This is a genomic window from Rhodococcus sp. JCM 9793, from assembly GCF_055380405.1.
On record NZ_AP043721.1, the window covers coordinates 4,273,200 to 4,285,422 of the forward strand.

Sequence of the window (12,223 nt, forward strand, 5' to 3'; positions counted from 1 at the left end):
CTTATTAATTCTGAAGTCGATGTTCTTAGTACAGTGGTTGGATGACCATGTCAACGGGCCGTCTCGCCCTACTGGACGCCGCAGAGCGGCTCATCGCGCACCGCGGTATCCACGGGGTGGCCGCACGCGAAGTGGTCAAAGAGGCCGGACACCGGAACAATTCGGCCATCACGTACCATTTCGGCTCGTGGCACGGACTCCTCGACGAGATCTGGTCCCGGCATGCGCCACGAATGAACGCCGAGCGCGCGGCGTTGGTCGCCGCAGCAGGACTCGACGGTCGCCCCGGCCTCGAACGGCTCGTGCACGCCTACGTACACCCGCTCGCAGCACAGGTTGCGCGGACCCGGCCGAGCTATTGGGCACGATTCAACGAGCAGTGGCTGACCACAGCGCCGCTCGACATTCTGTCGAAGCCGGGACCGGGTACGGCACAAGCCGATTACTATCCGTCGAACGACGCGCTCGACGTCCTGTCGACTCTTCTACTCGACATCGCGGATCGACTCGATCTCCCGGAGGTGGACGCGCGACGCAGAGTGAGTCTGATGGTGCGGTTCGTCATCGGAGCGTTCTCCTCCTACGAGCGTGCCGACGAGATCGGTGACGCACCCGATCCGGCATCGTTCGAAGCGGAGGTCCTGCAGATAGCACGAGGAATGCTCGACCTGCCGCGGTCGTGACCGGGCAGATCGAGCATCGGAACTTCGGTCGACCGATCAGTCGACGTTCGGCGCCCACTGGACGCCGTTGATATGGCTACCACCGTCGACGAAGAGGGTGTTTCCGGTCAGGTAGCGGGAATCGTCGCTCGCCAGGAACGCAGCGACGGTACCGATATCCTCGAGTGGATCGCCGATACGACCCATCGGATTGGCGGCCTCCTGCGCCGCAGCCATCTGAGGGTTCGCCTCAGCAACCCGTTTGTAGGCCGCACTCGCCGCCCCGGGACAGATCACGTTGCAGCACACGTGCTTCGGCGCCCATTCCCGCGCTGCAGTGCGGGTCATGCTGCGCAGCGCCTCCTTGGCAGCGTTGTAGTACACCGAGTACATGTGAGCGTTGACGCCATTGAGGCTGCACATGTTGATCACTCGACCGGTGCCGTGCTCCGCGAGCGCCGGGTATGCGCGCTGCATCGCCCAGAACGCCGACATCACGCCCATATCGAAGCCCGCCCGCATGTTCTCCTCAGCGGTCTTCTCGAACCGCGCGTAGCCCAGGGGCCGCCACGCGTTGTTCACCAGAATGTCGAGTCGCCCGAACTCGTCGGTGGCGGTATCGACCATCGCATGCACCTGGTCGCGGTCGGTGACATCGGTGCGCACGAAGGTCGCCTGCACACCCCACTCGTCGGTGAGCCATTTCGCGGTGTCGACTCCCGCCGTCTCGTCGACATCGGCAACGACGACCCTCGCACCTTCACGCGCGAACGCACCCGCAACTCCTCGGCCGATGCCCATTCCGGCGCCTGTGACGATCGCTACCCGTCCGTCCAGCTTCCCCATGTTGCCCTCTTCCAGCTATCGGTGATGTGCGTCGGTCGTGTCCTCAGCGAGGACGAGGAACCGTCTTGTCGATGAAGAGCGCCTCGACCGACACACACACCGTGCCGTCGGCCGTCGTGATCTCACCGACCGTGTTGATCTTCCGACCATCCTGCTCGACCAGCCGGCCACGCACCGTCAGCGGCTCGAACAACGGCGTCGGACGGTGGTACCGGACATTGAGTTGCGCGGTGGCACCGCTTCGTCCTGCCCACGCGTTCGCGACACCCAATGTGTGATCGATCAACAGCGCAGCAACACCACCGTGGACGTGTCCGGGAGGACCCTGGTACGGGAACGTCAACTCGACGACGCCTTCGACCCACCCGTTGTCACGACCGGCGAGAACGAGCGGCGGGGCCAGTGCATTCTCCGGCCCGGTGACCGGGTCGTGCCGGGTGACGCCCTCACCGTGCCACATGTCGATCAGCCGTGCCTGCACCTCGGGAGCGTGTTCTTCGAGATGCGCGGCGACGCTGTCGAGCTCCTCGGCGACCCGCTCGAGGTTCGCATTGGCGGGATCTGTACGCAGCAGAGCGTCGACCACGCGTCGCGCGGCAGCGGTGGCCCGATCCATCGCAGAATCCTGGGGCGCGGAGGTCAGGATCGTGCCGTCGGGCGCGTTACCGACAGTGGGGTGTGTAGCGGGGTCGACTCTCATCGGAGCTCCATGGTCGCGTGGGTGAGCACCGGCTGTCCGTCCCGCTCGGGGCAGGTCGCCAGCAGGGTGAGCGTGGTGCCGTCGCGCCACACCGAGGTCTCGATGGTCTCTCCCGGGTACAGCGACCCGGCGAACCGCACCGAGAACGACTTCACACGGGTCGGATCCCCATCGAGCACTCCGTCGACGACTGCCTTGCACACGACGCCGTACGAGGCGAGCCCGTGCAGGATCGGCCGATCGAATCCGGCCATCTTCGCGAACGCCGGATCGGCGTGCAGCGGGTTCATGTCGGCACTGAGTCGATATACCAATGCCTGCGCGGCCGTGGTCGGCGACACGATGACGTCGTCGGCCTCGCGCTCGGGCGCCGAACCCGCCGGCTCCGGGCCCGACTCGCCGCCGAAGCCGCCTTCACCACGTGCCCAGATCTGCATCGCGGACGTCCACAGTGGACTCCCGTCAGCACCGTGTGCCGACTGTTCGAGCACGATCACTGCGGCCTTGCCCTTGTCCCACACGTCGGACACCCGCGACGAGATCGTCGCAGTACCCGACCCCGGGATCGGCGCGTGGAGTGTCAGCGACTGACCGCCGTGCAGGATCTTGCGCAGGTCGATGTCGATGCCGGGCAGGTTCATCGCGGCCGGCGTCGCAGCACCAGCCGAAATCCCTTGTCCGGCGACCATCGCGAAGGTGGGTGTCACCTGCAGGTTCTTCTCGTAGACCCACCGCAGCTCCGCGGGATCAAGAGAGTCGGCACCCGCGCCCAGACCCAGGTGGTAGAGGATCACATCACGCTCGGTCCAGACGGCCTCACGGACGGTGGGCTCGGCCGACAGCGCGGCATTCACATCGATCGGCATGAGCAGTCACTTTCCGGGTTCGGGGTCGCGCGGCAAGCCGAGGATCCGCTCACCGATGATGTTGAGCTGGACATTCGTCGTACCGCCGGCAATCGACAGGTTCTGCGAGTTCAGGAACTGCTGGGTGATCGACCAGCGATCCTCCTCGGAGCGCAGCGACGTCGGGCCCGACCATTCCATCGCAACCTCCCACACCTGCTGGATGTGCTCGACACCCAGGAGTTTGGCAATCGACGACTCGGCACCCGGCTGCGCGCCGGTGAGCGAGCGCAGCGTGGTGCGCAGACCCATCAGCCCACCGGACTGGGCGTCGCACAGGACCGATCCGAGGACGGTGAGCTGTTCGGCATCCAGGCCACCCGGGATCGTCGCAGCCAGCTTCAGTAGCGCCTCGCCGCCGGAGCCGAGAGAGGAGTCGTTCGACAGCGACACCCGCTCGTTGGCGAGGGTGGTGCGGGCCAGCTTCCAGCCGTCACCGGGCTCGCCGACGAGACATTCGTCGGGCACGAACACGTCATCGAAGAAGACTTCGTTGAACAGCGCGTCGCCGGTGATCTCGCGCAGCGGACGGATGTCGAGTCCCTCGGAGTTCCTGATGTCGATCAGGAAGTAGGACAGGCCCTTGTGTTTGGGTGCGTCGGCGTCGGTGCGTGCCAGGCAGATACCCCAGTCCGCGACACGGGCCATCGACGTCCACACCTTCTGGCCCTGCAGCTTCCAACCGCCGTCGACCTTGACGGCCTTGGTGGACAAGCCGGCGAGGTCGGATCCCGCGCCGGGCTCGGAGAACAGCTGGCACCAGACGATGTCGCCGCACAGCGACCCGGGAAGGAACCGGGCGAGCTGGTCCTCGTTGCCGTGTGCGATCAGCGTCGGCACCACCCAGTTGCCGATGATCATGTCGTGCGGCTTCAGCTCGGCGCTGCGCAGCTCTTCTGCGATGACGAGCTGAGTGACCGCATCCGCCGTCTTGCCCCACGGCGCGGGCAGATGCGGTGTGGTGTAGCCCTTCTCGGCCAGATACGACGTCTGCGCGGCACTCTCGAGCGTCTTGGCGGGTTCCAGTTCGGCGCGAATGTCGGCGCGGATCTGTTCGGCCTCCGGCGGCAGGTCGATGCTCAAGACCCGGCGGGTGCCGTCGAGCGTGAGACCCGCGACCCGACGCTTCCATGATGCGGTGGAACCCGACAGGATTCGCAAGGACTGTGCACGTCGCATGTAGAGGTGCGCGTCGTGCTCCCAGGTGTAGCCGATGCCACCCAAGACCTGGATGCAGGTTCTCGTGACCTGGAATCCCGCGTCGAGAGCGGTCGCCGCGGCCACCGCGACGGCGAGCGAAGCCTCCTCGGCAGCCCCGTCCTCCCCGAGCGCGCGGGCAGCGTCCCACGCTGTGACGCGAGCCTGTTCGGTGAGACTCAGCATCCGCGCAACGGTGTGCTTGACGCCCTGGAACTGACCGATCACTCGGCCGAACTGCCGACGGACGCGGGCGTATTCGGCAGCAGTCGTGGTGGCCCAGTCTGCGAGCCCTGCGGTCTCCGCCGCGAACAGCGTGACGGCAATGTCGACGACGCGCTGCGAGTCCAGAGTCAGGACGTCACTCTCGGCGAGGGCAAGTCCGTCCACGCAGATCTCCGCGTTGCGTCGCACCACGTCATGACTGGGCAGATCGACCACGCCGACCCGGTCGCGGTCGACGACGACGAACGCCGGCTCGCCTGCGTCGTCCGCAGCGAGCAGGAAGATGTCCGCCACCTGACCGCCGAGGACGGAGCTCGACGTTCCCGTCAACATGATCGCGTCTCCGTCCCGAACGATCCGCAGATCACCGGGCTGCAGTGTCACGCCACCGAACAACGAGCCGTCGGCCAGGCCGGTGAGCGCCTCGGTTCGCCCGGCCGCATGAAGGACTGCGGATACCACCACGGTCGGCAGGAACGGCCCGGGCACCATCGCTCGTCCGAGTTCCTCGGCCACGATGGCAGTTTCGAGCAGTCCGCAGTCTGCGCCCCCGAACTCCTCGGGTAGGTGCAGTCCCAGCATGCCGAGTTCGGCAAACGAGGACCAATACGACGGGCGGGCCTCCGATTTCGCTTCGACCGCCTCGCGGATCACTTCCGGTGTGGCGTGTCGCGCGGCCCAGCCGCGGACGGAATCGCGGATGTCGCGATCGTCGTCACTCAATCCCAGGGTCATGAAGGGTCCTTTGTCAGAGAAGTTTTCGGTCGCCTAGGGCCGAGTCAGATGCGCTCGATGATGGTCGCGGTGGACAACGCGCCACCCGCGCACATCGTGACCAGCGCGGTCGAACGGTTGGAGCGCTCGAGCTCGTGGAGAGCGCTGGTGATCAGCCGCGACCCGGTGGAGCCGACCGGATGGCCGAGCGCGATCGCGCCACCGTTGACGTTGACCTTGCTCATGTCTGCGCCGTGCACCTGGGCCCACGACAGCACGACAGAGGCGAAGGCTTCGTTGATCTCGACGATGTCGATGTCCGACAACGACATTCCGGTGCGTTCGAGTACTGCCTGAGTCGAAGCGACCGGGCCGTCGAGGTGGTAGTACGGGTCTGATCCGACCAGGGTGGATGCGAGGATGCGAGCCCGCGGACGCAAGCCTGCCTCGCGGGCCTTGTCCTCGCTCATCAGGAGCACTGCGGCAGCACCGTCACTGACCTGCGACGAGTTTCCGGCGGTGTGAATGCCATTCTCGATGACAGGCTTCAGACCGGCCAAACCTTCGGCGGTCGTCTCGCGGAGGCCGCCGTCGCGGGTGACGGTCGCGATCTCACCGGTGGGCTCACCTTCCTTGGTGACGACGGGGGCCTGGACCGGGACGATCTCGCGATCGAAGCGACCCTCGGCCCATGCCTGTGCTGCGCGTCGCTGCGACTCGAGGCCGAGTGCGTCGACGTCTTCACGCTTGATGCCGCGTAGCTGTGCGATCCGCTCGGCGGAGGTGAACTGGTCTCCCATATCGATCGTCCAGTCGTCCGGGTAGGGGTTTCCCGTTCCGGGCGCGTTGGCCTGCCCGAGGAACACCCGGCTCATCACCTCGACGCCACAACCGATTCCGGCGTCCATCTGGCCGGATGCGATCAGACCGGCAACCATGTGTACGGCCTGCTGCGACGAACCGCACGCGCAGTCGATGGTGGTCGCTGCGGTGGTGTACGGCAGTCCGGCGTGCAGCCATGCCTGTCGTGTGACGTTGTTGGACTGCTCCCCCGCCTGGGTCACGGCGCCGCCGACCAGCTGCCCGACCTGGTCGGCAGGCAGTCCGGTCCGGTCCAGGACGGCTTTCTGCGCTGCCCCGAGCAGCACTGCGGGGTGAACCCCTGCAAGCTGACCTCGACGGCGACCGATCGGTGTCCGCGCGGCCTCGACGATGACGACGTTGTTCATGCCACTCCCTGGAGTATGGGTGATAAGTGAAGCCCTGCTACTGGAATTTATTCTAGTTCTGCAGAAACTTCGGCATCCACCCCGTCTCACCGAGCGGGACCGACCTGGTCAGTGGATGGAAACGTGGTTCACTCGCGCGAGATCGGGCGCCTTACGCCCGGTATCGAGGACTCCCATTCAGATCACCGAGCAGGCGGTCGCAGGCAACCCGCAGGTCGGACTCGATCTCCGGAATCGACGTGCGGCCATTGAGCGCCGACTGCACCAGTCCGAACCACAAAGCCACGACCAGCCGCAGCACAGTCACTTCGAGGAGCGTCGGCTTCTCGATGCCTGCAGCATCGAGAAGCAGACGATCGAACTGCTTGTCCATCTTGGCCACGTCGGGAATGATCGCGGCATTCGACGTGGCGGCGGACTGGATCATTGCGGTTGCGAGCAGCGGCGTCCGCAGCAACGCACGCGTCGCCTGCAGCAACGCATCACAGACCGAGTCCGATGGAGACGTCGGCGTCGAGGACCGTCGCGAGAGCTGAATACCCATCTGTCCGATCTGGTCGACCATCACCGCGACGAACAGATGCGTCTTGGATGGGAAGTAGCGGTAGAGCGTGCCGACTGCGACGCCCGCCAGCTTCGCAACCTCCTGCATCTGGACCCGCTCGAGGTCCTTGCCTGCACCGAGGTGCGCGGCCGCCTTCAGAATCCGTTCGTGCCGCGCACGCTGCTCCACCGAACTGGGCTCTGCCGCATCACGCGCCTCTGCAATCCTCGGCATGGCTCACCTCTTCCTACGCTCCGGACGGAGGTGAGAGTAGACACCGCCGACCGCGCACACGCCCGGCCGTCCTGGTCAGCAGGAACACGGTCCGATATGTCGGCGACTCCCACACAGCGAGACTTCAGGCTGCTCCGACAACACCCCCGCAGCACACTAGAATGAATACTAATTTTGCTCGGATCCGTCACATGAGGACCGAGCCGATCGAACACGGGAGAGTTTCCATGGGTGAATCTGTCAGCCTGACCGGCCGCACCGCAGTGGTGACGGGTGCCGGGGCCGGTCTCGGGCGCTCCGAGGCTCTCGCACTGGCCGCCGCCGGCGCTGCAGTCGTCGTCAACGACATGGGCGACGCTGCACACGTAGTCGCGGAAGAGATCGTCGCGGCAGGCGGGCAGGCGATTGCCGTGACCGGCGACGTCTCCGACTGGTCGCTGGGCGGCCGTCTCGTCGACGAATCCGTCAAGGCGTTCGGCTCGTTCGACATCCTCGTCAACAATGCCGGCATCATCCGCGACAAGATGATCTTCAACCTCACCGAATCCGACTGGGACGACGTGATTCGCGTGCACCTCAAGGGCCACGCCGCGACCTCCCACGCCGCGGCCGTCCACTGGCGCGCAGCCAGCAAGGAAACCGGCGGCCCCGTGTACGGCCGCGTCATCAACACCTCGTCGGAGGCGTTCCTGTTCGGTTCCGCCGGGCAACCGAACTACTCGGCCGCCAAGGCCGGTATCACCGCACTGACGCTGTCCACCTCGCAAGGACTCTCCCGGTACGGCGTCACAGCCAACGCGATCTGCCCGCGCGCCCGTACTGCCATGACCGCCGAGGCCTTCGGCGACGCCGATTCCGCAACCACCGGTCTCGACGGCCTCGCACCTGAGCGCGTCGGTACGCTCGTCTCCTACCTGGCCTCCCCCGCCTCCCACGAGATCAACGGACAGGTCTTCGTGGTGTACGGCAAGATGGTCGCGCTCATGGCGTCTCCGAAGGTCGAAAACCGTTTCGACGCCGCAGGTTCCGCATTCACCGTCGAGGAACTCGACCAGCAGCTCTCGTCGTATTTCACCGGACGGGGCCAGTACGAGAACTACGCTGCATACAGCGTGGCAGAACTGGAAAAGGCTGCACTCGCCATCGACTGATCACCCCACCACGAAGGAGCACGGCATGAGGCTTGCAGACAAGGTCGCGATCGTCACCGGCGGGGCCGGCGGTATCGGGCGCGGAATCGTAAGGGCGTTCACCAAAGAAGGCGCGCGGGTTCTCTTCGTCGATATCGACGATGCCAAGGGCGCCGCGCTCGAGGCCGAGCTCAGCGGCGCGGGCAAGTTCCTCAATGCCGACATCTCCGAGAAGGAGAGCGCCGCAGCGATCGTGGACGCCGCGGTGCAGGAGTTCGGCAAGGTCGACGTACTCGTCAACAACGCTCATGCGTCCCGGCAGGCACCGCTGCTCGAGACCACGCAGGAGATGCTCGATCTGTCGTTCGGGACGGGCTTCTACCCGACCTTGTGGCTCATGCAGGCAGCACATGCACAACTCGCCGCGAATCAGGGCTCGGTGATCAACTTCGCATCCGGAGCCGGCATCGACGGCAACGTCACGCAGACCTCCTACGCCGCGGCCAAGGAAGCGATCCGCGGGATCAGCCGGGTCGCGGCGAACGAATGGGGCCCCGAGAACATCAATGTCAACCTCATCTCGCCGTTGGCCTTGACCGAAGGCGTCCAGGCGTACATCGAGGCCAACCCCGGCGTCGAGGATGTGCTGCTCGCCAAGCCCCCGCTGCACCGGTTCGGCGACCCCGAATCCGACATCGGACGTGTCGCAGTGTTCCTCGCCAGCGACGACGCGTCGTACATGACGGGCCAGACACTGATGGTCGACGGCGGCAGCATCAAACTGCGTTAGGACATGTCCGACGGATGGTGCGCAGGCCACATCGAGTAGTTCTCGGAACTGCGACGGACGAGGTCACGAACTCGACAGAGTTCGTGACCTCGTTTTCCGCCCTTCGCGGCCCTATCGTTGTCCCATGGACCCGCCTGTGACGCGGTACATCCAGCGCGACGGTCACGCGCTGGCATACCAGGTCGTCGGCGAGGGACCACACCCGGTGGCATGGTTTTTCGAAGACATGATGCACCCGGACCTGATGTGGACCGATCCTCATCTGCACTACAACTTCGAACGCTGCTCCAGCTTCGCGCGCTCGCTGTTCTTCCAGCGCCGCGGATTCGGACTGTCCGACCCCGTCGACCACGTCCCGACGCTCGAGGAGCAGGCCGACGACGTCCTCGCCGTACTCGACGATGCTGAAGTCGCGCAAGCCACGCTGGTCGGAGCGTCCAGCACTTGCGGAGCGGTCGCTCTGGCCGCTGCCCGATGTCCCGACCGGGTGTCCGGGCTGATCCTCGCCGAACCCTGGTCCGACACCCTGGTGTCCGACGACGACCCACCGGCCGGGTGGACCGCCTCTCAACGAGACCGGTTCGTCGATTCATATCGGGGCGCATATGCCCGCTGGGGACACGGCGACCTCACGTCCCTGGCGCACCCTGCACTCGATGTTCCGCACAACCGCCGCATCATGGCTCTGCTCGAACGCTGTTCGGCCACACCGTCAACTGCACAGCAACACCTCGAGTGGGCGATCCGAGCGAACTACGCGTGGGCATTGCCGTCGATCCAATGTCCGACGGAAGTGTTGCATCAGCCGGACAGTCTGTTCGCCCGAGAAGCCGTCCGCCGGGTCGCCGAACTCATCCCGAACGGCCGATTCCACGACCTGCCACCCATCCCGGCCGGCGCAACCCTGGGCGAGGCGTTGATCCCGGTGCTCGACCACGTGGAGGAGCTTGCCACCGGTGCGATCCGTCCGGTCGACGCGGACCGGTTCCTCGCCACCATCCTCTTCACCGATGTCGTCCGCTCGACCGACCTACTCGCGCAGATCGGCGACATTCACTTCGCATCGTTGCTGGCCGCGCACGACAGATTGGTGCGTGTCGAGGTCGAGGCGGGCGCGGGCACACTGGTCGGTATCGCGGGTGACGGAACCCTGAGCGTGTTCGACGGTCCGGCGGCCGCCATCCACTGTGCACATCGAATCATCCGGACCACGACGACTCTCGGGTTGTCGGTCCGTTCCGGTGTGCACGTCGGAACGGTCACCCGCGCCGGCCCGGAGTTGACCGGGATGACGGTGCACATCGGCGCCCGCATCGCCTCGTCCGCCGGGCCAGGGCAGGTCCGATGCTCACAGCGGGTGCGCGATCTCGCGATCGGCGCCGACATCGATTTCACGGACCTGGGCAACCATCGACTGAAGGGCGTCCCCGGCCAGGTCCAGATGTTCACGGCGACGAACCGGACCCGGCCTACGCACCCGGCGACACCGCCCCGCCCGACCCTCTCCGACCGCGCAGTCCTGACCATGGCGCGCCGGGCTCCCGGCATACTCCGCGACCTCGCACGTCTTGCCGGCCGTCGCAGCCGATCCTGAGGTCAGGCGCTCTTCTCGCGACGTTCGCGGTCGGGCTTGCGCGGCACGATGGTCGGGAGCACGTTGTCGGTCACGGTCTCCGCGGTGATGACGACCTTCTCGACGTCGTCGCGGCTCGGGATGTCGTACATCACCGGCAGCAGGACCTCTTCGATGATCGCCCGGAGTCCGCGGGCCCCGGTTCCGCGCAGGATCGCTTGGTCGGCGACGGCTTCGAGTCCGTCCCGGGTGAACTCGAGTTCCACGCCGTCCATCTCGAACAGTCGCACGTACTGCTTGACGAGCGCATTCTTCGGCTCCGAGAGGATCTCGACAAGCGAGTCCTTGTCGAGGTTCGTCACCGACGCGACGATCGGCAGACGGCCGATGAACTCGGGAATGAGCCCGAACTTGATCAGGTCTTCGGGCATGACATCGGCGAAATGATCGGTGGTGTCGATCTCGGCCTTCGATCGCACCTCGGCGCCGAATCCGATCCCACGCTTTCCGACGCGGTCGGAGACGATCCGCTCGAGGCCCGCGAAGGCACCGGCAACGATGAACAGCACGTTCGTCGTGTCGATCTGGATGAATTCCTGGTGCGGATGCTTGCGGCCACCCTGCGGGGGCACCGACGCCTGCGTGCCCTCGAGGATCTTCAGCAGCGCCTGCTGGACGCCCTCGCCCGACACGTCGCGGGTGATCGACGGGTTCTCGCTCTTACGCGCGATCTTGTCGACCTCGTCGATGTAGATGATGCCGGTCTCTGCCCGCTTGACGTCGTAGTCGGCGGCCTGGATCAGCTTGAGGAGGATGTTCTCGACGTCCTCACCGACATAACCGGCCTCGGTGAGCGCGGTGGCGTCGGCGATCGCGAAGGGCACGTTGAGCATCTTCGCGAGAGTCTGAGCGAGGTAGGTCTTGCCGCAGCCCGTGGGGCCGAGCAGAAGAATGTTCGACTTGGCGAGTTCGACCGACTCACCGCGCGCGTCGCGTGTCTTGTCGCCGGCCTGGATGCGCTTGTAGTGGTTGTAGACAGCCACAGCGAGCGACCGCTTCGCAGAATCCTGGCCGATGACGTAGTTGTCGAGGAATTCCCGGATCTCGGCCGGCTTGGGCAGCTCGTCGAGTTTGACCTCGCTGGTCTCGGCGAGTTCCTCCTCGATGATCTCGTTGCAGAGGTCGATGCACTCGTCGCAGATGTAAACCCCGGGGCCCGCAATGAGCTTCTTGACCTGCTTCTGGCTCTTTCCGCAGAACGAGCACTTGAGCAGATCCCCGCCGTCACCGATACGTGCCATCTGTCAGGTCCCTACTTCCTCGTGTGCGTGCAACCGATCCCGTGTCCGTCGACGAGCGCCGGCCCGGGGAGCGGGCCCTTTGAACGACCGTACCCGGACTCCGGTACGCGGGTCGACAGGTTCTCCGCGTTTCCGGTCATATTTGTGCGTGCCGGTCGTGGAGCAACTCGAAC

Annotated in this window: 11 protein-coding genes; 4 read left to right on the forward strand and 7 right to left on the reverse strand. The window is 65.6% G+C overall.

The window, feature by feature from the left end; genetic code table 11:
• The first annotated feature begins 41 nt into the window (after nucleotides 1-41).
• A complete protein-coding gene (locus ACZ46K_RS21870; protein WP_054806005.1) occupies nucleotides 42-683 on the forward strand; it encodes a TetR/AcrR family transcriptional regulator in 642 nt (213 codons plus the stop codon).
• Between the two features lie 36 nt (nucleotides 684-719).
• Here ACZ46K_RS21870 and ACZ46K_RS21875 read toward each other — a convergent pair whose 3' ends face one another.
• The 6 genes from ACZ46K_RS21875 to ACZ46K_RS21900 form a co-directional block, all read right to left on the reverse strand.
• Nucleotides 720-1,508 carry an SDR family NAD(P)-dependent oxidoreductase gene (locus ACZ46K_RS21875; RefSeq protein ID WP_054806004.1) on the reverse strand — a complete coding sequence of 263 codons (789 nt, stop codon included), beginning with the start codon at nucleotides 1,506-1,508 and terminating at the stop codon, nucleotides 720-722.
• 43 nt (nucleotides 1,509-1,551) lie between these two features.
• Nucleotides 1,552-2,208, reverse strand: a complete 657-nt coding sequence (locus ACZ46K_RS21880; protein WP_054810848.1) for a PaaI family thioesterase — start codon at nucleotides 2,206-2,208, stop codon at nucleotides 1,552-1,554.
• Nucleotides 2,205-3,074 carry a MaoC/PaaZ C-terminal domain-containing protein gene (locus ACZ46K_RS21885; protein WP_464744756.1) on the reverse strand — a complete coding sequence of 290 codons (870 nt, stop codon included), beginning with the start codon at nucleotides 3,072-3,074 and terminating at the stop codon, nucleotides 2,205-2,207. Before ACZ46K_RS21885 ends, ACZ46K_RS21880 begins: the two co-directional genes overlap by 4 nt.
• 6 nt (nucleotides 3,075-3,080) lie before the next feature.
• The gene (locus ACZ46K_RS21890; protein ID WP_464744758.1) at nucleotides 3,081-5,270 is read right to left on the reverse strand and encodes an acyl-CoA dehydrogenase; all 2,190 of its coding nucleotides are present in this window, start codon (nucleotides 5,268-5,270) and stop codon (nucleotides 3,081-3,083) included.
• A gap of 44 nt (nucleotides 5,271-5,314) precedes the next feature.
• Nucleotides 5,315-6,478, reverse strand: coding sequence for a steroid 3-ketoacyl-CoA thiolase (locus ACZ46K_RS21895; protein ID WP_054806003.1), 1,164 nt, complete (start codon nucleotides 6,476-6,478; stop codon nucleotides 5,315-5,317).
• Between the two features lie 151 nt (nucleotides 6,479-6,629).
• Complete coding sequence (locus tag ACZ46K_RS21900) at nucleotides 6,630-7,256, reverse strand: TetR/AcrR family transcriptional regulator (protein ID WP_054806002.1); 627 nt, start codon at nucleotides 7,254-7,256, stop codon at nucleotides 6,630-6,632.
• Nucleotides 7,257-7,483: 227 nt separating this feature from the next.
• Between ACZ46K_RS21900 and ACZ46K_RS21905 the strand changes: the two genes are divergently transcribed.
• From ACZ46K_RS21905 to ACZ46K_RS21915, 3 genes are all read left to right on the forward strand, one after another.
• Nucleotides 7,484-8,407: a 3-oxoacyl-ACP reductase gene (locus ACZ46K_RS21905; protein WP_054806001.1), complete on the forward strand. Its 924-nt coding sequence runs from the start codon at nucleotides 7,484-7,486 to the stop codon at nucleotides 8,405-8,407.
• 25 nt (nucleotides 8,408-8,432) lie between these two features.
• A complete protein-coding gene (locus tag ACZ46K_RS21910; protein ID WP_464744760.1) occupies nucleotides 8,433-9,176 on the forward strand; it encodes an SDR family NAD(P)-dependent oxidoreductase in 744 nt (247 codons plus the stop codon).
• 124 nt (nucleotides 9,177-9,300) lie between these two features.
• Nucleotides 9,301-10,770, forward strand: a complete 1,470-nt coding sequence (locus tag ACZ46K_RS21915; protein WP_464744762.1) for an adenylate/guanylate cyclase domain-containing protein — start codon at nucleotides 9,301-9,303, stop codon at nucleotides 10,768-10,770.
• A 2-nt stretch (nucleotides 10,771-10,772) separates the two neighbouring features.
• Here ACZ46K_RS21915 and clpX read toward each other — a convergent pair whose 3' ends face one another.
• Complete coding sequence (gene clpX, locus ACZ46K_RS21920; RefSeq protein WP_464744764.1) at nucleotides 10,773-12,050, reverse strand: ATP-dependent Clp protease ATP-binding subunit ClpX; 1,278 nt, start codon at nucleotides 12,048-12,050, stop codon at nucleotides 10,773-10,775.
• Between the last annotated feature and the right edge of the window lie 173 nt (nucleotides 12,051-12,223).

Excerpts from the sequence above, each read along its gene's own strand:
- ACZ46K_RS21880 (WP_054810848.1), bottom strand. The coding sequence starts at position 2,208 with ATGAGAGTCGACCCCGCTACACACCCCACTGTCGGTAACGCGCCCGAC.
- ACZ46K_RS21895 (WP_054806003.1), bottom strand. The coding sequence starts at position 6,478 with ATGAACAACGTCGTCATCGTCGAGGCCGCGCGGACACCGATCGGTCGC.
- clpX (WP_464744764.1), bottom strand. The coding sequence starts at position 12,050 with ATGGCACGTATCGGTGACGGCGGGGATCTGCTCAAGTGCTCGTTCTGC.
- ACZ46K_RS21875 (WP_054806004.1), bottom strand. The coding sequence starts at position 1,508 with ATGGGGAAGCTGGACGGACGGGTAGCGATCGTCACAGGCGCCGGAATG.
- ACZ46K_RS21905 (WP_054806001.1), top strand. The coding sequence starts at position 7,484 with ATGGGTGAATCTGTCAGCCTGACCGGCCGCACCGCAGTGGTGACGGGT.
- ACZ46K_RS21915 (WP_464744762.1), top strand. The coding sequence starts at position 9,301 with ATGGACCCGCCTGTGACGCGGTACATCCAGCGCGACGGTCACGCGCTG.
- ACZ46K_RS21870 (WP_054806005.1), top strand. The coding sequence starts at position 42 with ATGACCATGTCAACGGGCCGTCTCGCCCTACTGGACGCCGCAGAGCGG.
- ACZ46K_RS21900 (WP_054806002.1), bottom strand. The coding sequence starts at position 7,256 with ATGCCGAGGATTGCAGAGGCGCGTGATGCGGCAGAGCCCAGTTCGGTG.
- ACZ46K_RS21885 (WP_464744756.1), bottom strand. The coding sequence starts at position 3,074 with ATGCCGATCGATGTGAATGCCGCGCTGTCGGCCGAGCCCACCGTCCGT.
- ACZ46K_RS21890 (WP_464744758.1), bottom strand. The coding sequence starts at position 5,270 with ATGACCCTGGGATTGAGTGACGACGATCGCGACATCCGCGATTCCGTC.
- ACZ46K_RS21910 (WP_464744760.1), top strand. The coding sequence starts at position 8,433 with ATGAGGCTTGCAGACAAGGTCGCGATCGTCACCGGCGGGGCCGGCGGT.